The organism is Nocardia sp. XZ_19_231 (assembly GCF_015355705.1).
GTDB lineage: Bacteria > Actinomycetota > Actinomycetes > Mycobacteriales > Mycobacteriaceae > Nocardia > Nocardia salmonicida.
The window spans coordinates 792693-813860 of the sequence record NZ_JACUZI010000002.1 but is presented as its reverse complement, the minus strand read 5'-3'; the positions used below and the strand labels follow the sequence as shown (position 1 = coordinate 813860).

Genomic DNA, 21168 nt, shown 5'->3' with positions numbered 1-21168 from the left:
TCCCCGCGCACCGAATCAGGCCTTGGGTCCGGGATCTGTCGGAGCGGGGCCGCCGTTGGTAGTGCCGGGGCCTGCCTGCGGGGGCACGACCTTCTTGGCCGCGTCCTTGCCCTTCTCGATCTTGTCGCTGTACTTGCCCTTGGTTTTGTCATCGATGAAGGTGCCGGCCTTGTCGACCGCCTCATTGATCTTGTCGGCGTTCTGTTCGACCGCTACCTTGCCCTTACCGAGCAAGCCCTTCAGCGTATCCACGAGACTCATCTGACCGTGTTCCTTTCAAGAGGAGATTCTGTGCCGCTCGGTGTTTCATCAGCAAATCTGATCGAACGTAAGCACACATCAGCACTGTCGCGGCCCGACCGCCGACATGGATCGAAATATGTCTCACCGCTATGACATCGTAACCGCTATAGGTGAGCAGCAACGAGACCCCGCGGGAAGGAGTTGATCGCTGATGTCGAGGTTCGACATCCCTGACGGATGGACGATGCAGGCCTACCGATTCGCGCTCGACCCCACCCCGCAACAACAACCGGGACTCCGATCACATTGCGGTGCATCCAGGTTCGCGTTCAACCACATGCTCGCCTTCGTCAAAGCGGTGATCGATCAACGCACCGCTGAACGCAGCTACGGGATCTCGGAGACGGAACTGACCCCGTCGATCGGCTGGTCACTACCCGGGCTCCGCAAAATCTGGAATAGGCGTAAGCACGAGCACGCGCCGTGGTGGGCGGAGAACTCGAAGGAGGCCTAACACCGGACTCGATGGCCTCGCCCGGTCGCTGGATAACTGGGCTGCCGCCCGGGCCGGTCTGCGAGCCGGTAAACCGGTCGGATTCCCGAGATTCAAAACCGTAACCCGGTCTCGGCTGTCCGTTCGATTCACCACGGGGACGATCCGAGTCGAGCCCGACCGCCATCACATCGTCCTCCCCCGGGTCGGGCGGCTCAAAACACATGAGTCGACCCGCAAACTCGCACGCCGGGTCGAGACGGGAACCGCACGCATTCTCTCCGCCACCCTCGCCCAGGATTCGCGTCGCCGCTGGTACGTCTCATTCCAAACCCTCGTCACGACCAAAACCCGTCCCGGGCATGCCCGCCGGTCACCGCACCCAGTAGTCGGGGTCGATGTCGGGGTCAAAGCGGACGCACTGCTGGTGATCGCGACCCCTGACTGTTGTGAGGTCGCTCGTGTTCGAGCGCCGAAACCCCTGACTGCCGCGCAGGCCCGGCTGCGGGTATTGCAACGGCGGGCGGCGCGTCAGCAGGGCTCTTATGATCCGATTTCGAAAACCCGACGGAAGCCATCGAAGCGGTGGCGGGCCCACGGCACAGATCGCCCGCACGCATGGGAGGGCCGCCGCAGTTCGCCGCGATGTTATCCACAAGACCACCACTGAACTGGCCCAGCAGTACCAGGTGATCACCGTGGAAACTCTGAACGCGGCCGGGATGCGGTCCACGGGCGGTGCTCGGAAGGGATTGAACCGGGCACTCGCTGACGCGGCCCTAGCGCAGGTCCGGCAGATGCTGGCCTATAAAACTCGCTGGTACGGGTCGGTTCTGATCGAAGCTGACCGGTGGTTTCCGAGTTCGAAGACGTGTTCGGGGTGCGGTGGGCGAAAGCCAAACCTGACCCTCGCCGATCGCGTCTATCGCTGTGAGTCTTGTGGTCTGTCGATTGATCGTGATCGCAATGCCGCGATCAACCTCGCCCGACTCGGCGAGACCCACCCCTTGACGGTGGGTAAACAGGGTTGTGCCGACAGTGGGTCGGTGCCAGGACGTGGAGCCATCCGCAAGTCCGAGCCTGCGCCAGCGGGCGAGGCAGGAGGCTGTGAAACGTCAACCCCGACGCCGCGTGAGCCGGGTTCGGCGGGGACCGCTTCACCGCAAGGTGAGGCTGCCTGATGGAGCATCACTCACGTCGCTCACCACGGGCAACAGTCACTCCACATCTTCCCACCAGGAATCCCGTGGTGGGAGGTCATTCGGAACCACCCTCTGGCCCGGCTTGGGCACTACCACCGGAGTACCCGCATCGGCGGCAGCCGACACAAAGCGCCGGACCGGTTCGGACCAACCGTGGAAAGCCAGATTGAACGTGGCCCAGTGGATCGGGACCAGCAGTCCGTAGGAAGCGTCGCCCAGGCACAGGTCGGCGTGCGCGCGCACCGCCTCTTCGGGGTTCATGTGCACATCGGTCCAGCGCTCGTCGTAGGCGCCGATGGGCAGCAGTGTGAGATCGAAGGGGCCGAGTACCGCGCCCGCCTGGGAAAACGCCTTCGTGTAGCCGGTGTCGCCGCCGAAGTAGACCCGCTTGGTCGGGCCCGACAGCGCCCACGATGCCCACAGCGTGGTGTTGCGGACCAGGCCGCGGCCGGAGAAATGCCTGGCCTCGGCGCAGGTGATGGTGAGCCCGCGGTCGTCGGCGTCATGGCCGAGCGAGACCGAGCCACCCCAGTCGAGCTCGATGATCCGGTACTCGGGCACGCCCCACTGGCGCAGGTGCGCGCCGATGCCGGTGGGCACGACGAACGGCGCGAGCTGGGTGCGGACGAGTTCGTCGACGGTGGCTTTGTCGAGGTGGTCGTAGTGATCGTGGGAGATGATCACCGCGTCGACCTGTGGCACCTGCGACAACTCGCCGGGGACCGGGTGCAGACGGGCTGGGCCGACCACCGGGGACGGGGAGACCCGTTCGCTCCACACCGGGTCGGCCAGCACGCGATAGCCGTCGAGTTCGACCAGCGCACTCGCGTGCCCGTACCAGGTGACCGCGAGGTCGGCGGCCTGCTCCGGAACGGCGGGGGTGACCAGCGGGACAGGGTTCGCCGGGCGACCGATACTGCCCTTGGTGAGCCCCGACCAGATCAGCGACGGCGCGGCGCCCGCGGCGAGCATGGAGCTCGGCTCGGTGTTGTGGAAACGGCCGTCGCGGTAGGAGGACTTGCCGATCGCGGTCGGCGCGATCGCCGACGGACCCGCACCGATCGAGGTGGGCAGACCCCAGACCGCGCGTGCCACCCAGGCGAGACCGAAGGTGCTCGCCACCGAACCCGCCAGGCGTGTGATGCGCATCAGCGGCCCACGAACTTCGCCGGACGCTTCTCTTGTCGGGCCAGGCGGCCCTCTTTGGCATCGTCGCTGCTCCACGCGGCTTCCAACGCGGCCCGCTGCTGATCGCTCGCCGGATCGCCGGTGCCATCGTCGTTGAGCATCAGTTTCATGGCTTGCAGCGACAGCGGCGCGAGCGCCGCGATGGACTTGGCCCAGTCCTTGGCATCGGCGAGCGTGCCGAGCTTATTGGCGAAGCCGTAGGCGTAAGCGTCTGCGGCGGAGACGGATTCGGCGCCGAGCAGGATGGTGCGGGCGGGGCCGCCACCGATCAGGGCGGCCAGCCGCGACACCGTCCAGCGATCCACCGAGATGCCGAGCTTGGCCGCGGGCACCGCGATGTACGCGTCGGGCTCGATCACCCGCAGGTCCGAGGCCAGCGCCAGCTGCACACCCGCGCCGAGCGCGCCGCCGTTGATCGCCGAGATCACCGGAACCGGAACGGATTCGATGGTGTGCAGCATGTCGAGCAGGCCGCCGAGGAACGACTCCGAGTACACCCCCGACAGATCGGCGCCCGCGCTGAAGATCGGCCCGCGGCCGGTGAGCACGATGGCGCGCGCACCTTGGGCCACCGCGTCGAGTACCGCGGCGCGCAACTGGCCGACCAGGTCCTCGTTGAGCGCGTTGCGCCGTTCCTCGCGCTGTAGTTCGATGGTGATCACATCACCATCGCGAGTCACGCCGAGCATGCGTCCTCCCCAGAATCACCGGATTTCGTGGATGTTCACACTCTGCCACAGCCCGCCGACAACGCCCCGCAAGGCGATAGCATCGAACGCTGTGGTCGATGACTATTCTGCCCCAGGCATCCTGGTGATCGGTGCGGGTCAGGCGGGACTGTCCGCCGGTTACCACCTGCGCAAGCTGGGGCTGGCGCCCGAACGCGATTTCCGCATCGTCGACCACGCACCGGGACCAGGGGGCGCCTGGCAGTTCCGGTGGCCGTCGCTGACCCTGACGACGGTGAACCGAGTGCACGATCTGCCGGGGATGTCGTTCGCCGAGACACTGCCCGCCGGGTCGGAGTCGGCGCGAGCGGCCACAGCGGTGCCGCACTATTACGAGCTCTACGAAAAGCGCTTCGACCTGCGGGTTCAACGACAGGTGACGGTGAAAGTCGTGTGCGATCGGACCGCTGACGGCGAGAGCTGCGCGGGCCGCGGCGAGGTACTACAGGTCGAAACCGAGGGGGCGGGCACCCTGCGCGTGCGGGGGCTGATCAACGGCACCGGCACCTGGGAGCATCCGTTCATCCCCCGCTATCCGGGCGCCGATACCTTCGCGGGCCGCCAACTGCACACCCGCGATTACCGCACGGCCGACGAGTTCGCGGGCAAACATGTGGTCGTCGTCGGTGGGGGGATCTCAGCGGTGCAGTTGCTCGACGAAATCTCGCTCGTGAGTTCCACCACATGGGTGACCAGGTCGGAGCCTCGGTGGCGGGAGACGCCGTTCGCCGAGCAGGACGGGCGCGACGCGGTTGCCCTGGTGGAGGACCGTGTGCGCGCGGGCCTACCGCCCGGCTCGGTCGTGTCGGTGACCGGACTGCCGCTCGACGAGCGATTACGGGCCGCGCGCGAGCGGGGTGCGCTGCGGCGGTTGCCGATGTTCGAGCGGATCGAGCCCACCGGCGTGCGATGGGCCGACGGCAGTTTCCAGGCCGCCGACGTCATCCTGTGGGCGACCGGTTTCCGCAGCTCACTGGATCACTTGGCACCGCTGCGGCTGCGCGGACCCGGCGGCGGGATCACCATGACCGGGCGATTGGCGACCCAGGTGGCCGTCGACCCGCGCATCCATCTCATCGGCTACGGACCGTCGGCCAGCACGATCGGCGCCAACCGGGCGGGCCGGGCAGCGGCGCGCGAACTGACCGACTACCTCGGGATCAGTCCAGACCGACGCTGAACGTCGCCGGATCGCCGCCGACCCGCTTGCCCGTGTCGAGGCGGCTGATCGACTCCATCGCCTCGGCATCGAGCTCGAAGGTGAACACGTCGAAGTTCTCGGCGATCCGCGACGGCGTGACCGACTTCGGGATGACGATATTGCCCAGCTGTAGGTGCCACCGGATGATGACCTGTGCGGGCGTGCGGTCGAGTTCCTTGGCGATGCCGACGATGGTCGGGTTGTCGAGCAGCGTGCCCTGCCCGAGCGGGCTCCACGCCTCGGTGGCGATCGCGTGATTGGCGTGGTACTTACGCAGGTCACGCTGGGAAAGCGTGGGATGCAATTCGATCTGGTTCACCGTGGGGACCTCGCCCGCGTCGGCGATCAGGGTCTCCAGGTCGATCACCCGGAAGTTGGAGACACCGATCGAACCGATCCGGCCCTGCGCCTTCAGTGCCTGGAACGCGCGGAACGTGTCGACGTAGCGGCCGGCGGACGGAACCGGCCAGTGGATCAGATACAGGTCGAGATAGTCCAGGCCGAGGCGCTGCATGCTGGTATCGAAGGCGCGCAGGGTGCTGTCGTAGCCCTGGTCGGCGTTCCATAGCTTGGTGGTGATGAAGAGTTCGTCGCGGGGAATCCCCGATTCACCGACGGCGCGGCCTACGCCTTCCTCGTTTCCGTAGACCGCGGCCGTATCGATGCTGCGGTAGCCGACCTTCAACGCCTCGGCCACCACCCCGGTGACGTCTTCCGCGGGCACCTGGAACACACCGAAGCCGAGCTGTGGGATCACGTTCCCGTCATTGAGCACGATGGTGGGGACTGGGCTGCTCTCGCTGCGGAAGGTCACCCCCTCGAAGGTAGAAGTGGTTCGGTGTGGCGTCAACGACGGCGCGTCGCGTGTTTCCCCCTTTGTTCGAAGCAGGGCGCTGGTCAGGGGATCGCCCCCGGTTCAGTACACGGCTCCGGCAAGTCCGATTCGCCGGTATCGGGCCTGCCGCATCGTGCGCAGTTCGGCGGGCTCGTAGGTGCGCAGCGCTGCCAGTTCGGCGGCGATCGCGAGGACCGTGCGGCGGGCGAAGGCGACGGGTTCGTCGGCGGCGTCGGGGTACTCCTCGACGATCTGGTCCACCACACCGTCTTCGAGCAGGTCCGCCGATCTGATGCCTTGCGCCGCAGCCATTTCCGGCGCGTGCGTGGTGTCACGGAACACGATGGCGCTGGCGCCTTCGGGCGGCAGCGGGGCGAGCCAGCCGTGCCTGGCGGCGAGCACCCGGTCGGCGGGCAACAGCGCGAGCGCGCCGCCGCCGGTGCCCTGACCGAGCAGCACGGAGACCGTCGGAGTGTCGAGGGTGACGAGATCGGCCAGGCAGCGGGCGATTTCGGGAGCGAGGCCGCGTTCCTCGGCTTCTTTGGACAGGGCAGCGCCGACGGTGTCGATGACAAGCACCAGCGGCAACCGCAATTCACGCGCCAAGACCATCGCGCGCCGGGCCTCGCGCAGGGCGGCCGGGCCCATAGTGTGCTCGCCCTCCTGGCCGGACCGGTCGTGTCCGAAGACGACGCACGGTTGTCCGGCGAAGCGGGCGAGGGCCAGCAGCACCGTGCGATCGGACTCGCCCCGACCGGTGCCGCTGAGTGGAACCCGTTGCGTCGTATGGCGAAGCAGGTCCCGAATACCGGGCCTTCCGGGCCTGCGCGAGCTGAGCACCGAATCCCAGGCGCTCGCAGTCGGATTCGCCGACGTTGCCGGACTACGCACCGGCGCAGCCCAACCCGGCTCGGTAGTCACCGGAACAACGGCTCCCCCCGCGACGCTCATCGCCCGGTGCGCGATGCGGCGAAAGATCTCCACCGTCACCACGCCGTCGATCACACCGTTGCGATAGAGGTTCTCCGCGGTCTGCACGCCGGGCGGAAAAGCCCTGCCGTACAACGCCTCGTACACGCGCGGCCCGAGAAACCCGATGAGCGCGCCGGGCGCGGCAAAGGTGATGTGTCCCAACGACCCCCACGAGGCGAACACCCCGCCCATCGTCGGATCGCGCAGGTACACCAGATACGGATGCCCCGCCGCCTTGTGCACGGCCACCGCACCCGCGATCTTCACCATCTGCACGAAAGCGACTGTCCCCTCCTGCATCCGAGTGCCACCGGAGGTCGGCGAGGCGATCAACGGCAGCCCGAGTTCGGTAGCGCGCTCGACCGCACGCACGATTCGCTCCGACGCGGCTACCCCGATCGACCCGGCGAGAAACGCGAACTCGCAGGCGATCACCGCGACCCGGCGCCCCCGCAACAACCCCTCCCCCGTCAACACCGCCTCATCAGTACCCGCCCGTTCGGCCGCGGCGACGAGCTCCTGCCGATAACGCGGCGACATCGCGGGCTCGATCGGCGCACGATCCCAGCTCACGAAAGAGTCCGCGTCGAGCAACTGTTCGAGCAGGTCATCCGCCGACATCCGCACGCTGTGAGCGTAGCCGGACCGGGTTCGAGTGGATCACACAATCGTGGCGAAGCGTTGCAACACCTTGACTTTATGTTGTGTTTTTACAACACTCTGTTAGGTGAGCCCAGTCAGACGAGGGGAAACCCTGCCGATCTTCAATCGCATCGCCGTGTTGCGCGCGGAGCATCGGATGAGCAGGGCGGCGCTTGCCGAGGCCGTCAACGTCAATGTCCAGACGATCGGCGCGCTCGAGCGTGGCGATCACTATCCGAGCCTCGATCTGGCGATGCGCATCTGCGATGTGTTCGCACTGCCGGTCGAAGTCGTGTTCTCCCGCAAGGAATTCGGGGCGTTGTCGGCCGAGCTCTACCCACGCACGAAAGGCGAGATGCCATGACCAGCACACTCATCGACCGCTACCAGAATTACCGCGTCCGGCGCTGGCTGGCCCATGAGCAGCAAACCGCGGGGATGCTGAAAAACTGGCGACCGCAGCGTCGGCGGCGGATTCTCGTCGTCGTCGTGACGATCGCACTGCTCGGACTCGCGGTCGCGGGGGTGATCCACGCGCTGGACTTGTCCGGCGCGCGCGTGGTCGCGCTCGTCTCGGCGCTGCTGTTCCTACCCAGCTGGACGATGTTGCGGATCGCGTCGGGCGGGCAAGACTACGCACCCGACCAGATGCTCGACGAACTGGAGATCGCCGAACGCAACAAGGCGCGTTCGGCGGGGCTCGCGCTCACCCAGGCGCTGACCATGCCGCCGCTGGCGTACCTGATCTTCGGCAGCACATTCGCGCCGGAGGCAGACAACATCGCCTACGCGGGCGGACTGATGATGCTGGCCACGATCATGGCAGGCGGCTGTGCACCGGCGATGATCCTCGGCTGGACCCGGCCCGATCCCGAACCGGAGTCCTGAACGAGCACGGCCCGAACGAGGGCGGGGCTGCTGCCTTCATCGCGGCAGCCCCGTCTCACGTCAGTAGCCCTGCATGACCTTGCGCAACGCGTACTCGGTCAAGGCGACCAGGGCCTGCTTGGCCGGTTCCCGGCGACGGGCGTCGATCGACATGATCGGCACGTCGGCGGGAACCGCGAGGGCCTGGCGGATGTCCTCGAGCGGGTACTTCGGCGCGTCGTCGAACTCGTTGAGCGCCACCAGGAACGGCAGCCCGCGGGCCTCGAAGTAGTCGACAGCGGCGAAGCTGTCTTCGAGCCTGCGGGTGTCGACCAACACCACGGCGCCGATGGCGCCGCGGATCAGGTCGTCCCACATGAACCAGAACCGGTACTGGCCCGGCGTACCGAACAGGTACAGGACCAGGTCGTCGGCGAGGCTGATGCGACCGAAGTCCATCGCCACCGTGGTGGTCGATTTCTGCGGAATACCGGTCAGGTTGTCGATTCCGGTACTGGCGTTGGTGACCAACGCCTCGGTGCGCAGCGGAACGATCTCCGACACCGCGCCGACCATCGTGGTCTTACCCACGCCGAAGCCGCCGGCGACCACAATCTTCGCCGAAGTCGGCTTGGCCGTGCGGGTGTCGACCTGCGCCGTCGAATCATATACGCCGGAGTCCACTGAGAACCCTTTCGATCAGCTCGCGACGTTCATCGTCGCTGGAATCGTCTTTCAAAGTTGCCGAAACCCGGACATGACCGGCCTCGATCAGGTCGGCTACGAGTACCCGGGCCACCCCGATCGGGATGTACAGCTGGGCAGCTATCTCGGCAACGGACGGCGATTGCCTGCACAACTCCACGATGGACGTTTCGAGGTTGTTCAGTTCGTACTGCCGCTCCATGGCGACCGGATGCGATGCGACGAGTGCCTCCAGCGCCAACTCGACCGCCGGCCTGGTGCGGCCGGCAGTCAAGGAGTACGGGCGAACGAGGCTGGGCTCGGCGCTCCCCATGCGGTGATCGTCTATGTCCATCCCACCATCAGGAACCCATCGTGACGCGAGGCGTGGCCTGGACCGTCTGGCCAACGCGCTCGACCAGAAGTGCCATTTCGTAGCCGACCTGACCGATGTCACACGAGGTGTTGGTCAGGACCGCCAGATATGAGCCGTCGCCGACTGCCATGAGCAGCAGGTATCCGTGCTCCATCTCGACGACGGACTGGAGTACCGTACCGCCTTCGAACAGATTCGACACGCCGACGGAAAGGCTTGCCAGTCCGGCGGTCACAGCGGAGAGCTGCTCGGCTCGGTCGACCGGGAGCTGAGCGCTCGCGGCCATCAACAGTCCGTCAGCCGAGACCAGGACGGCATGGGCTACGCCAGGAACCTCGTTGGCGAAGTTCGAAACCAGCCAATCCAGCTGACGGTTCGTACCACCTAGATCGGGGTTCATCGGTCTCCTTTATCTCCGGTTAGGTTCATTGCCTTCATTGCGCGGCCATCCCGGACGCCCTGCTGGTGACGACTCAGGCTGTTGCGGATCGTGGCGGGATCGCGTTGCTGCGGAGTGCGATCGGCGGTGCCGCTCACACCACCCGGCACAAGCCTCCCGCCCGGACTGCGCTGAGGCAAGCCGGCGGCGGTACGCACCTCGGACTGGGCCTCGCTCGCCGCGCGAGCAGCCTCCCAGCCGTCATCACCGGGTGATTCGAAGGACGCGGCCATCTGGTTCCGGTCGGAATTCTCGTCCGTAAGCCACGACGACATCATCTCCGCGAAGATCGGTGTTCCGCCCATCACGGAATCACCTTCCGGCGCCGGCTGCAACCTGGTCTGGAAGAACGACGCAGCCTTGACCGGATTGGACCGGAAGCTGTGCCGACCCGGATCACGCCCTGCCGACGCAGCGTTATCCGGCCCCGCAGGGTCCCGATCCCGTTGCGGCAGAGCCACTCCTGGCCCAGCGTTCGCCTGCGGTACAACACTAGCCCCGGGATCGCGCTGCGGCAGCCCAATCGGCGCAGCCGCACGTTGAGGCAGTCCGTTGGGCGCGTCCCGCTGCGGTTGACCCGCGGCCGGGGCGCGCTGCGGCAGACCGTTGTCGGCCGGATCCTGCTGCGGCGCAGGGGCTGCGCGCTGCGGCAGGCCGTTGGCCGGACGGGCGGGCTGAGCCCGCTGCGGGAGTCCGTTGGCCGGATCGCGTTGGGGCAGACCACCGGTCTGCTCACGCTGCGGCAGGCCATTGGCCGGATCACGCTGCGGGAGACCACCGGTCGGCTCACGTTGCGGGAGTCCGCCGGCCGGATCACGTTGGGGCAGACCACCGGTCTGATCGAGCCTGGGCAACCCACCGGACTGATCCCGACTCGGCAGACGCGGCGCGGGATCGCGCTGCGGCAGACCGCCCGCGGGATTGCCTCGCTGCGGAAGGCCGGTCGACGGATCACGCTGCGGCGGCGTGGAATCACGCTGCGGTGCGGCGCTTGCCTGACCACGCTGCGGCAGTCCGGTCGACTGCGACGGATCACGCTGCGCACTCGCGGGGTCACGCTGCGGCAGACCCGTTGCCGGATCACGCTGCGGCAGACCACCGGTCTGCTCACGCTGCGGGAGGCCGGTCGACGGGTCACGTTGGGGCAGACCACCGGTCTGCTCACGCTGCGGCGGCCGCGGTGCCTGGTCGCGCTGCGGCAGGCCGACCGAAGGATCACGCTGCGGGGCACCGTTGGCGCCCGGCGAACGCTGCGGCAGACCACCGGGGGTGCTCCCCCGCTGCGTCTGTGCCTGGTCGCGCTGCGGCGGTGCCGAGTCACGCGGCGGCTGAGCCTGCGCGGAATCGCGCGACGGCGCACCGTTGGCACCCGGCTGACGCTGCGGCAACCCACCACCGGCCTGCGGCAACCCACCGGGCTTCTGCTCACCCGGACCCTGCTGACCCGGCCCGGCGGGCGGACGCTGCGGCCCACCCGGTGCCAGATTGCGTTTGGGCATATTCGCCGCGGCGAGCTTGCCGCGCTGCGGCACGTTCGCTTGTCCCGGCGCGGGCGGACGCAGCGACGGCGACGACTGCTCGGTCGCGTCCTGGGCCACGCCCGAAGCCATCGAGTTACCCGGCTGACGCTGCGGCAACCCACCACCGGCACCCGCCGGGGTCGGCCCGCTGACGCCGGGATCCACGGTGACCATCACGTTGCCACCCGGGGTCCGGGTGATCGCGCGGGTCTGCATGGTGCTCGGCTGCTGTTGCGGGTTCGGCTGTTGCTGCTGCGGCGGTGTCTGCGGGCTCGGCTGCTGCTTCTGCAACTGCTGCGGCGGGATCACCGTTCCGCCTGCCACCGCGACGATCAGGCCGACCGGCACGTGCACGGTGACGGTGACGCCGGGATCGCGGGCGGTGTCGAAGGTCGGGCGCAGTCGCACGGTGAGACCGTGGCGCTCGGCTAGTCGGCCCACCACGAACAGACCCATGTGGCGCGCGGTGTCGGGACCTGGCTCGGCGGTCTGCCCGAGCCGGTGGTTGATCTCCGACATCTCCGCGGGCGGCATACCGATGCCGCGGTCGGCGACCTCGATCAGCAGACCCTGGTCGTGCGCCTGGGCGAAGGTGAACTTGACGTCGGTCTCGGGCGGGGAGGCCCGCAGCGCGTTGTCGAGCAACTCGGCGAACAGGTGTGCCATGTCGGAGGCGGCCGGTTCGACCAGCGAGCCGCGCGGCGTGGCGCCGAGCTTGACCCGCTCGTAGTCCTCGACCTCGGAGATCGCGGCGCGCAACACGTCGGCGATCTCGACCGGGGCCGACTTCGTGCGGCGCTGCTTGGTGCCGGCCAGAATCAGCAGGTTGTCACCGTTACGGCGCATGCGCGCGGCGAGGTGGTCGAGACGGAAGAGGTTCTCGAGCAGGCGCGGGTCCTTCTCGTCGTATTCCATCGCCTCGATGAGGGTGAGCTGATGGTCGACGAGCGACTTGGAGCGCCGGGCCAGGGTCTCGAACATGTCGTTGACCTGCGAACGCATCTGCGCCTGGTCACTGGCCAGTCGCAGCGCCTGACCGTGGATATCGTCGACGGCGCGGGCGAGCTGGCCGATCTCCTCGTCGGAGCGCACCGGCATCGGCTCGAGCGGCACGTCTTCGGGCGCGGCACCGTTGCGGAGCTGGGCGACCTCGTGCGGAAGATCGGACTCGGCGACGCGCAGCGCGGCAAGTCGAAGGCGGTGCAGCGGCACGATCATCGAGCGGGCGACGAACACGGCCAGCAGCAACGCGGCCAGGATCGTCGCGATGACGACCGCGGTATAGGTCCAGGCGCCGGTGGCGGCCGCGCCTGCCAGCTCGTCCATCGAGGACTCGATCGCCTTGGTGGCCTCGTTGACGACACCCTCGTAGCCGATGAGGCTGGTGTAGAGCGAAGTGCGCAGGTCGCTGACGGGCAACTTGCCTGCCTGCACTTCGGGACTGCTGATCAGGTTCTTCCGGGTGTCGGCCTGCGCCTTCAGGTCGGCGATGACCCGGTCGCCGGCCGGGAAGCGGATGGCGAGCACTTCGAGCAGGTGGTTCTCGGTGCTGACGCCGGTGAGAAAATTCTGCGATCCGGTCGGCAGACCACGAAGCATCTCGGAGAGACCAGCGAGCTCGTCTACGAGGAGCGAGCGGGTGTTGAGAGAGTCGACCAGGCGCAGCTTGGCCGTGTCCATCACCGGATCGCTCACCTGCGCGACGGTCGTCTCGACGATGTCGACACTTTCTTTACGCATCTGCTCGACCGAGGCCAGCGCGGGCTCTGCCGACGTAGTCAACGCCGTGCCCTGCCCACGCACCGTCTTGGCCTGAGTGACCATCCGCTCCAGCGCGGAGTGTGCCTTCGGCAGATCGACCAACCTGCCGCGGGCGACTTCGGCCGCAGCGATGGCGGCGTCGAGCTCGGTGAGGTCCTTCTCGGTGACCAGGCTGACTCCGGGGCCTGCGGGCACCATCTGGCTGCCGGCGACCTTCGCGGTGCTCGCGCTCAGCGCGGTGACCGAAGGAATCGTGTCGATCTGCTCATTGATGCTCGACAGCCGGTTGGCTTCCGAGAACTCCGAGGTAATTCTCGACACGCCGAGCCCGACCGCGACCGCGAGTGGCACGGCAAGTACGGCCGTAACCTTCCAACGCAGGTCCCAGTTGCCGAGCGCCCAGCGTTTACTGCCGGACCTAGCGGCGTCACGCATCTCCCACTCACTTTCCAAACTGGCCTCGTACCGTACGCCTGAGGCGAACCTCCACAGGCGCGATGGTGGCTCGCCAGTGGCTGCTGGCCGAGAACTACGGCTGGCCGAGAAATTGCGTCTACGACTGCCCGAATAAGTGACATCGGATTCTAACGGATCAATAACTTCTTGGCTGACTCCCGGTCGAGGTCCGCTCCATGACCAGCCTGTTGTAGGCAAAACCAAAGGTCGCGGCACCCCCTCGGGTGTCGCGTGAAGTCTGCCACAATCATCTGGATCTATCGAGCGGGCATCGAAGCGAGGCTAGGGAGTCACGGGGTTGGACACCGAACACGAGTACCGGCCGGTCTATCAGACCAGCCTGGTCGACCCAGCCGACTTCTGGTCCGCCGCAGCTCAGAGCATCGAGTGGGATGTCGAACCCCAGCAGATCGTCGATGCCGCCGATAAGCGATCGTCCCGATGGTTCCCCGACGCCCGCCTCAATACCTGTGTGAACGCCCTCGACCGCCACGTCCGAGCGGGCACTGTCGACGAGGGTGGACACGCTGATCGACCCGCCCTCATATATGTCTCCGCTATGACGGACACCACCACGATTTACACCTACGCCGAATTGCTCGACAAAGTGGCCGAGTTCGCCGGGGCCATGCGCGATCTCGGTGTGGTGGCCGGTGATCGAGTGGTGATCTATCTGCCGATGATCCCCGAAGCGGTGATCTCGATGCTGGCGTGTGCCCGCATCGGCGCGGTGCACTCGGTGGTGTTCGGCGGGTTCGCCGCGCCCGAACTGGCCGCCCGCATCGACGACGCCGAGCCGGTCCTGATCGTCACCGCCTCGGGCGGGCTCGAACCCCATCGCCGCATCGACTACCCGCCGATCGTGATGGCCGCGCTCGACCTCGCCGAGACCGCGTCGGTGCGCACGGTGATCGTCAAGCAGCGACCCGAGTTCACGACGATCGAGTTCCCCGCCGCCCTGCCAGCCACCGACGTGCTGCCGTCCTCGGAGCAGACCGTCGCCGCCCGCTGGGTCGATTGGAATGCCTGCGTCGACGGCGTCGCGCCCGCCGATCCGGTCTCGGTGGCCGCCACCGATCCGCTCTACATCCTCTACACCTCGGGCACCACCGGAAAGCCGAAGGGCGTGGTGCGCGACAACGGCGGACACGCGGTGGCGCTGGCCTGGTCGATGCGCAATATCTACGACGTCGGCCCTGGTCAGGTGTTCTGGGCCGCCTCCGATGTGGGCTGGGTGGTCGGCCACTCCTACATCGTCTACGCGCCCTTGCTGGTCGGCGCGACGACGGTGCTCTACGAGGGCAAGCCCGTCGGCACCCCCGACGCGGGCGCGTTCTGGCGGATCGTCGACGAGCACGACGTGCGGGTGCTGTTCACCGCGCCGACCGCGTTGCGCGCGATCCGCCGTGCCGACCCCGAAGCCACCGCGGCCAACCGCTCCGACCTGTCCCGGCTGCGCGCGCTGTTCTGCGCGGGCGAGCGCCTCGATCCGACCACCCTCGAGTGGGCGACGAACACCCTGCTCGCCGAGCATCCCGACACCCCGGTGATCGATCACTGGTGGCAGACCGAGACCGGCTGGCCGATCTGCGCCGACCCGCTCGGCCTGCAGGAACTGCCCGTCAAGCCCGGTTCGGCGAGTGTGCCGGTGCCCGGCTATCGGCTGCGGGTACTCGACGCGAACGGCAACGCGGTGCCCACCGGCACCGAGGGCAACATCGTCATCGGACTGCCGCTTCCCCCTGGCTGCCTGACCGGATTGTGGCGCGACCGGGAACGCTTCATCCGCTCGTACCTGTCGGCCTTCCCCGGCCACTACCTCACCGGCGACTCCGGCTACTTCGACGAGGACGGCTACCTCTACGTCCTCGGCCGCAGCGACGACGTGATCAACATCGCCGGGCACCGCCTCTCGGCGGGCAGCATCGAGGCCGCCATCGCCGGGCACGAGGCCGTCGCCGAATGCGCGGTGATCGGCATGCCCGACGAGCTCAAAGGCAGCCTGCCGCTGGCGTATGTGGTGCTCAAGCAGGGCGTCGACATCGACCAGCAGCAACTGCGCGCCGAGCTCGACGACCGGGTGCGCGCCCAGATCGGTGCGATCGCCACCCTGCACGACTCGATCATCGTCACCGGCCTGCCCAAGACCCGTTCCGGCAAGATCCTGCGCAAGACGATCCGTCAGCTCACCGCGGGCGAACACGTCGAAACCCCGGCGACCATCGAGGATCCCCACGTCCTGACGGCCCTCGCCGACCGCATCCTCGCCAACCCCCCACTCGGCAGCATCACCACGACCGCCACCCCTGAACAGGACAACGACCCGGTTTCCCCGGCCCCGTGACCACCTAAGATCACCCTCGTGACTTCCTCTACGGTCCTCGTCGTCGATGACGACGAGGACGTTCTCGCCTCGGTCGAACGTGGCCTGCGATTGTCCGGGTTCCGGGTGCTGGTCGCGCGCGACGGCGGTGCCGCGCTGCGCGCCGTCGCCGAGCAGGCACCCGACGCGGTGGTCCTCGACATGAACATGCCGGTCCTCGACGGTGCGGGCGTCGTCACCGCCCTGCGGGCGATGGGCAACGACGTGCCCATCTGCGTGCTCAGTGCCCGCGCCTCGGTGGACGACCGGATCGCGGGCCTCGAATCGGGCGCCGACGACTATCTGGTGAAGCCGTTCGAGCTCGCCGAACTGGTGGCCAGGATCAAGGCCCTGCTGCGCCGTCGCACCGACACACCCGACCCGGTGGCGCCCGGTGCGCTGACCGTCGGCCCGTTGCTGGTCGATGTCGCGGGTTATCGCGCGCTCCTGCACGGACGCGAAATCGAGCTCACCAAAAGGGAATTCGAATTGCTGTCCACGCTCGCCCGGAATGCCGGTGTGGTGTTGACGCGCGAGCGACTGCTGGAATTGGTGTGGGGTTACGATTTCATAGCAGATACGAATGTGGTCGATGTGTTCGTCGGATACCTGCGCAGGAAACTCGAAATAGATGACACGCCAAGGATTTTGCACACGATTCGCGGGGTGGGTTTCGTACTCCGGGAATCGAAATGATCCCCGATCCAACGCTGAAACATCGTCGCAGACAATCGTTTTCGCTCCGGACAAGAGTCGCGGGAGCGGCTGCGGCAGGTGCGGTCATCATCGTCACGATCGCCGCTTTCGTGGGTTTTCAAGCAATCGAACGCAATAATGTCACCCAAACCGATCAGCAACTGGAAATCGCTTCGCGCATCGTGCTGATCGAGCCTGTACTGGCAACCGGTTTCGTCAACCTGACCGGCCTGCAGAACACCATGGCGCTCACGGTGCGCGACGACGGCCAGGTGACCGCGTCGAGTTCGACCCAACTGCCGGACCTGCCCCCCGGCTCGCAGACCGTCGAGCTGCACGACCAGCCCTACCGGGTGCTCACCACCACCGAGAACCAGCCCGCGGGCCGCACTGTCTCGCTGGCGATTCCGACCACCGAGGCGACCAAGGCGACCGACGACCAGCAGCGCTGGGTCCTCGCGGGTGCGGCGATCGCGGTGGCGGCCGCGGCGGCGCTGGGCTGGTTGCTCGCCGGGCGCGCGGTCGGCCCGATCGTGAAGCTGACCAGGCAGGTGTCGGCCCGCAGCGCAGGCGGCGAGCCGGACGAGCACGATCGACCGGTCGACGGTTCCGGTGTCGACGAGGCGGTGAAGCTGGCCGACGCGGTGAACACCATGCTGGCCCGCGTCGACCAGGCGCAGGCCGAGACCGCCGCCGCGCTGGAGACGGCCCGCGATTTCGCCGCCGTCTCCGCCCACGAACTGCGTACCCCACTCACCGCGATCCGCACCGACCTCGAGGTCCTGCGCACCCTCGACCTCACCGACGAACAGCGCCGCGAGATCCTCGACGACCTCGCCCGCAACGAGACCAGGGTGGAAACCACCCTGTCGGCGCTGGAACGGCTCGCCCGCGGCGATCTCACCGCCGAAACCGATCACGTGCCCACCGATGTCGCCGACCTGTGCGACCAGGCCGCCCACGACGCCATGCGCCACAACCCCGGCCTGTCGGTGCGCATCGACACCGACGCCGAACTGGTGACCCGCGGCCTGCCCGCCGGCCTGCGCCTCGCCGTCGACAACGCGCTCACCAACTCGGTGAAGCACGGCGGCGCCACCGCCGCCGTCGTCTCGGCGCACCGCACTCCGCACGGTCGGATCGTCATCGCCGTCGACGACAACGGCACCGGCGTGGCGCCGGGAGAACGCGCGGCGGTCTTCGCGCGGTTCGCCCGTGGCATCAACGCCGCCAAGGGCGGTTCGGGTCTCGGCCTCGCGCTGGTCGCCCAACAGGCCCAGTTGCACGGCGGGCTGGCGTACTTCGAGGACAGTCCGCTCGGCGGCGCCCGCCTCGTCATCGACCTGCCCGCTCGCTCGGCCCGGTAGAAACACGAAAGCCCCGCACCCGTGCTGACGGTGGGTGCGGGGCCGAGCTCGCTACTACTTGTCGCTCTTGAAAGCGTCCTTCACTCTGCCCGCCGCGCGCTCGGCAGCAGCCTTCACGTTGGCCGCTGCCTTCTTCGCTTCCGCCTCGATCTTCTCGCCCTCGGCCTTGGCCTTGGCTTTGGCATCGTCGGTGTCGGACATCGAACCTCCACTCTCGTGAGTTCCGCGCCTGATCGGCACGGGTGAAGATACTCGCGAGACTACCGCACAGTTAACGCGCAGCGACTGAAGCTGTTATCAGGGCAGAACCTGCGGGATCGCGTCCGGGATGACCAGACCGATGACCGCGCCGAGCACCGCGCCGGTGATCGCCATGGAGACGCCCGAGGTGAACGCGCAGACGAAGTAGCCGATGATGAACGCGGCCAGTGCGGGAATGCACAGGATCGCCGCGGTCAGGAAGCCGACGGTGGCACCGGCGGCCGCACCGTTCTGGACGGGGTCGTGGTTGCCGGCCTCGGGGTTGGTGGCGATGCTCTTCAGCTCGTCGGTGGTGGCGGCGGACAGCTGCGGGGCGATCTGCAGGGTGCGACCGTCCTCGGAGATGACCGAAGCCAGCGCGACGTTGTTGCCGCCCGCGGTGGCCAGCGTCAGCGGAAACTCGCTGACCTTGGCGCCCGTGGCGGAGACGACGGCGACGTTGGTGGAGTCGGGCGAGAGCACGAAGGTGCCGTTGTCGACGGTCGCGGAGATGGTGCGCAGGTCCGGCGAGACGACGGTCTTGTAGCCGACGCCCTCGGAAACGCCCTCGCTACCGAGCGCGGTCGCGATCTCGCCCTGACGCTCGACGGTGACGTCGGCGGCCGCGGTGCCCGTGGTGACGAGCGAGGCGGCGACGGCCAGCGGCAGTGCGGCGAAGACCGCGCGGCGACCGGCGCGAGTGATGTTGTGGTTGAACATATTCGGTGCTCCCTCCCGATGCTTCCGAAGAATCCCCGAACCCCCCGGACGAATCGAAAAAATCTCGATGTCGATTGACTCGAGAGTTGTACCAACCACCACAGGATTGCGTAACCCGTTGTGACACAAGACATAGTTTGAAAAGTCAGCTATCGATGAGCGACCGCTCACCCTATTCGGCCAGCACACCGACAGCTACCCGCGACCGGCCCTTCCTCAAAGAACTCTCAGACATCTCCCACCTCCGGCACCGAAATCCGGGGATACCTTCACCGATGTGATCGACAAACGTGCGCGTCTGCTCTGCCTTGCCACCACTCTCGCGCTGGCGGGCGGTGCCGTCGCCTGCACGGGCAAGGAGGCGATGCCGACCGGGATGGCGCTCGTCAACGCCGATTCCGGGCCCACCGGCGAGCGCGTGGCCAAGGCCGTGCAGGACGCGGGCGGCTACGAATGGACGGTCGCGAAGCCCGGGGAGATCGACGAAGACGATTTCGCCGCCGTGATCACCCTGCCCGCCGATCTCACCGCGTCGATGGCCACCCTCGCCACCCCGGAACCCAAGCGCGCCAAGGTCACCGTCACCACCCACGACGATGCCGACACGAACACCGTGAACGGCGCGGTGGACGTGGTGACCCACCGGATCGGCGCGTCCGGCGTCGACGCCGCGCTGGCCGCGGTCTCGCAGGCACGCAACCAGATGACCTCCGTCCAGTTCACCGCCCAACTGCTCAGTGCGGGCGTGAACGCCGCCGCCGACGGTGCGAGCCAGTTCAGCGGCGGTGCGGAACAGATGCTCGGGTTCCTCGACTACGCGAAAGAGGGCGCGGGCCAACTCACTTCGGCCATCGAGCTGCTGAACCAAACCGTCGACGGCGCCGCCAAGCAGGCCACCCAGCTCGCCGATGCCCTCGGCGCCACCGGCGTCACCATCGCCGGCGTCCAAGCCGGCGCGGCGGCCATGGGCTCCGGCCTCGACCAGATCCTGCCGCTGCTGAAGGCCCTCCCCTTCGCGGGCGACCCCCAACTCGCCGACATCATCACCAAACTCGAAGCACTACGAGGAGTGTCGAACCAGGCAGGCACACAACTGGACGGCCTCAGCGAATTGACGGGCGCCGCAGTCGATCCCAACACCGACCTGGGCACCCTCCTGCGCACCGTCGTCGCCCGCCTCAACAGCGCCCGCGACCAACTCACCCAGGGCGCCGAACTCGCCAAGGGCCTGCCCACCCTCGCCGAACAGGGCGGCGCCCAACTCCTCTCGGCCGTGGAACAACTCACCGGCGGCGTAGGCGCCCTACAGAACATCGTCGGCAACCTCAACACCCAAACCGGCAAGGCCCTCGAAGCCCTCCCCCCACGAGGCCAGTCCCAACAATCCGCCCTGGCCCTTGCCCTCACCGACCCCGTCGAAGTCGTCCGGGAGTGAAAAAGCTGCGGCCCGGTCGGTGGATCTGACCGGGCCGCAATGGTTTTCATGCCTAGGGCAGGACCTGCGGGATGATGTTCGGCGCGGCCATGCCGACCACCGCGCCGATCAACGCGCCGATCAACGCGTTCGGGAGACCCACCAGGCCGACGCACGGCAGGTAGAGGATCATCGTGGTGATCATCGGGATACAGACGACGGCGGCAATGAGCGCGCCGACGCCGGCGCCGACGGCGGCGGCGTTCTGGATCGGGTCGGGGAATTGCGCGGTGGGGGTGGTCGCGATGTTCTTCAGTTCGTCGCTCGCCTCAGAGGTGGGCCGCGGTGTCACCGTCATGCTTCGCCCGTCGGCCGCGATCTCGGTCGCCATGGCGATCACATTGCCGCTGACCGTGGTGAACGAGGTGGGGACCTCCCCGATCGGATCGCCGGTCGCCGACTCGACGATGACCCGGCCCCGGTCGGGTGCGAGCAGGAACCGGCCCTCGTCCACCGAGGCGGAAACGGTGCGCAGGTCCGGCGCGACCGCGGTGCGATAGCCCTCCCCCGCACTCGACAATCCCGCCGCGTACTGCGTCTGCTGATCGACCTCCGCAGACGAGACGCCGGCCAGACTCACCGCCACCGCGACGGGCAGCGCCGCAGCCAGCGCGCGGCGAACAACCTTGTGTTGGAACATGATCGAGAATCTCCCTCCCGAAACTCCCGAAGAACCCGGCCCCGGGCGAATCGAACAAGTCA

General features: G+C 67.5%; 21 protein-coding genes. 9 read left to right on the top strand and 12 right to left on the bottom strand.

All coding sequences use genetic code 11. The features are described from left to right. Positions 1 to 15: 15 nt before the first annotated feature. The gene (locus IBJ82_RS11095) at positions 16 to 261 is read right to left on the bottom strand and encodes an antitoxin (RefSeq protein WP_056818564.1); all 246 of its coding nucleotides are present in this window, start codon (positions 259 to 261) and stop codon (positions 16 to 18) included. Positions 262 to 454: 193 nt separating this feature from the next. Here IBJ82_RS11095 and IBJ82_RS34630 point away from each other — a divergent pair, with 193 nt between their 5' ends. Together IBJ82_RS34630 and IBJ82_RS34625 are read left to right on the top strand one after the other, a co-directional pair. Beyond that, positions 455 to 757, top strand: a complete 303-nt coding sequence (locus IBJ82_RS34630) for a helix-turn-helix domain-containing protein (RefSeq protein WP_228536838.1) — start codon at positions 455 to 457, stop codon at positions 755 to 757. A gap of 524 nt (positions 758 to 1281) precedes the next feature. Continuing rightward, positions 1282 to 1917: a transposase gene (locus IBJ82_RS34625; protein ID WP_228536837.1), complete on the top strand. Its 636-nt coding sequence runs from the start codon at positions 1282 to 1284 to the stop codon at positions 1915 to 1917. A gap of 36 nt (positions 1918 to 1953) precedes the next feature. On the opposite strand, the gene IBJ82_RS11085 is transcribed toward IBJ82_RS34625, so the two are convergent. Next, the gene (locus IBJ82_RS11085; RefSeq protein WP_194825814.1) at positions 1954 to 3087 is read right to left on the bottom strand and encodes an MBL fold metallo-hydrolase; all 1134 of its coding nucleotides are present in this window, start codon (positions 3085 to 3087) and stop codon (positions 1954 to 1956) included. Next, the gene (locus IBJ82_RS11080; RefSeq protein WP_194825813.1) at positions 3087 to 3815 is read right to left on the bottom strand and encodes an enoyl-CoA hydratase; all 729 of its coding nucleotides are present in this window, start codon (positions 3813 to 3815) and stop codon (positions 3087 to 3089) included. The genes IBJ82_RS11085 and IBJ82_RS11080 overlap by 1 nt, the downstream gene beginning before the upstream one ends. 91 nt (positions 3816 to 3906) lie before the next feature. On the opposite strand from IBJ82_RS11080, the gene IBJ82_RS11075 reads away from it, so the two are divergent. Then, entirely contained in the window at positions 3907 to 5034 is a 1128-nt protein-coding gene (locus IBJ82_RS11075; RefSeq protein WP_370585262.1) for an NAD(P)-binding domain-containing protein, read from the top strand. Here IBJ82_RS11075 and IBJ82_RS11070 read toward each other — a convergent pair. Continuing rightward, positions 5015 to 5869, bottom strand: coding sequence for an aldo/keto reductase (locus IBJ82_RS11070; RefSeq protein ID WP_194825811.1), 855 nt, complete (start codon positions 5867 to 5869; stop codon positions 5015 to 5017). The genes IBJ82_RS11075 and IBJ82_RS11070 overlap by 20 nt on opposite strands. Positions 5870 to 5971: 102 nt before the next feature. Then, the gene (locus IBJ82_RS11065; RefSeq protein ID WP_194826216.1) at positions 5972 to 7483 is read right to left on the bottom strand and encodes a carboxyl transferase domain-containing protein; all 1512 of its coding nucleotides are present in this window, start codon (positions 7481 to 7483) and stop codon (positions 5972 to 5974) included. Between the two features lie 106 nt (positions 7484 to 7589). On the opposite strand from IBJ82_RS11065, the gene IBJ82_RS11060 reads away from it, so the two are divergent. Both IBJ82_RS11060 and IBJ82_RS11055 read left to right on the top strand, forming a co-directional pair. Beyond that, positions 7590 to 7868, top strand: a complete 279-nt coding sequence (locus tag IBJ82_RS11060) for a helix-turn-helix transcriptional regulator (RefSeq protein ID WP_194825810.1) — start codon at positions 7590 to 7592, stop codon at positions 7866 to 7868. Next, positions 7865 to 8392 (top strand): hypothetical protein, encoded by a 528-nt coding sequence (locus IBJ82_RS11055; RefSeq protein WP_194825809.1) that lies wholly within the window; start codon positions 7865 to 7867, stop codon positions 8390 to 8392. The genes IBJ82_RS11060 and IBJ82_RS11055 overlap by 4 nt, the downstream gene beginning before the upstream one ends. A 60-nt stretch (positions 8393 to 8452) precedes the next feature. On the opposite strand, the gene IBJ82_RS11050 is transcribed toward IBJ82_RS11055, so the two are convergent. From IBJ82_RS11050 to IBJ82_RS11035, 4 genes are read right to left on the bottom strand one after another with little or no spacing between them, the layout of a single operon-like run. Continuing rightward, the gene (locus tag IBJ82_RS11050; protein ID WP_194825808.1) at positions 8453 to 9055 is read right to left on the bottom strand and encodes an ATP/GTP-binding protein; all 603 of its coding nucleotides are present in this window, start codon (positions 9053 to 9055) and stop codon (positions 8453 to 8455) included. Then, the gene (locus IBJ82_RS11045) at positions 9036 to 9410 is read right to left on the bottom strand and encodes a DUF742 domain-containing protein (protein WP_056818578.1); all 375 of its coding nucleotides are present in this window, start codon (positions 9408 to 9410) and stop codon (positions 9036 to 9038) included. Before IBJ82_RS11045 ends, IBJ82_RS11050 begins: the two co-directional genes overlap by 20 nt. Positions 9411 to 9417: 7 nt before the next feature. After that, positions 9418 to 9831 carry a roadblock/LC7 domain-containing protein gene (locus IBJ82_RS11040; protein WP_011207200.1) on the bottom strand — a complete coding sequence of 138 codons (414 nt, stop codon included), beginning with the start codon at positions 9829 to 9831 and terminating at the stop codon, positions 9418 to 9420. After that, positions 9828 to 13586, bottom strand: a complete 3759-nt coding sequence (locus IBJ82_RS11035; protein ID WP_194825807.1) for a sensor histidine kinase — start codon at positions 13584 to 13586, stop codon at positions 9828 to 9830. Before IBJ82_RS11035 ends, IBJ82_RS11040 begins: the two co-directional genes overlap by 4 nt. 319 nt (positions 13587 to 13905) lie before the next feature. On the opposite strand from IBJ82_RS11035, the gene IBJ82_RS11030 reads away from it, so the two are divergent. The 3 genes from IBJ82_RS11030 (at position 13906) to IBJ82_RS11020 (ending at position 18032) form a co-directional block, all read left to right on the top strand. After that, positions 13906 to 15951, top strand: coding sequence for an AMP-binding protein (locus IBJ82_RS11030; RefSeq protein ID WP_194825806.1), 2046 nt, complete (start codon positions 13906 to 13908; stop codon positions 15949 to 15951). An 18-nt stretch (positions 15952 to 15969) separates the two neighbouring features. Continuing rightward, on the top strand, positions 15970 to 16665 hold the full coding sequence (locus tag IBJ82_RS11025) for a response regulator transcription factor (RefSeq protein ID WP_357211792.1): 696 nt from the start codon (positions 15970 to 15972) through the stop codon (positions 16663 to 16665). 110 nt (positions 16666 to 16775) lie between these two features. Then, positions 16776 to 18032, top strand: a complete 1257-nt coding sequence (locus IBJ82_RS11020) for a sensor histidine kinase (protein ID WP_370585261.1) — start codon at positions 16776 to 16778, stop codon at positions 18030 to 18032. A 54-nt stretch (positions 18033 to 18086) separates the two neighbouring features. Here the strand turns inward: IBJ82_RS11020 and IBJ82_RS11015 are convergent, their stop codons facing one another. Both IBJ82_RS11015 and IBJ82_RS11010 read right to left on the bottom strand, forming a co-directional pair. Beyond that, on the bottom strand, positions 18087 to 18233 hold the full coding sequence (locus tag IBJ82_RS11015; RefSeq protein ID WP_156677508.1) for a hypothetical protein: 147 nt from the start codon (positions 18231 to 18233) through the stop codon (positions 18087 to 18089). Positions 18234 to 18329: 96 nt separating this feature from the next. Beyond that, positions 18330 to 18992 carry a hypothetical protein gene (locus tag IBJ82_RS11010; protein WP_194825804.1) on the bottom strand — a complete coding sequence of 221 codons (663 nt, stop codon included), beginning with the start codon at positions 18990 to 18992 and terminating at the stop codon, positions 18330 to 18332. 277 nt (positions 18993 to 19269) lie between these two features. On the opposite strand from IBJ82_RS11010, the gene IBJ82_RS11005 reads away from it, so the two are divergent. Beyond that, positions 19270 to 20427 (top strand): hypothetical protein, encoded by a 1158-nt coding sequence (locus tag IBJ82_RS11005; protein WP_228537112.1) that lies wholly within the window; start codon positions 19270 to 19272, stop codon positions 20425 to 20427. Between the two features lie 52 nt (positions 20428 to 20479). Here IBJ82_RS11005 and IBJ82_RS11000 read toward each other — a convergent pair whose 3' ends face one another. Continuing rightward, positions 20480 to 21106, bottom strand: a complete 627-nt coding sequence (locus tag IBJ82_RS11000) for a hypothetical protein (protein WP_194825803.1) — start codon at positions 21104 to 21106, stop codon at positions 20480 to 20482. Between the last annotated feature and the right edge of the window lie 62 nt (positions 21107 to 21168).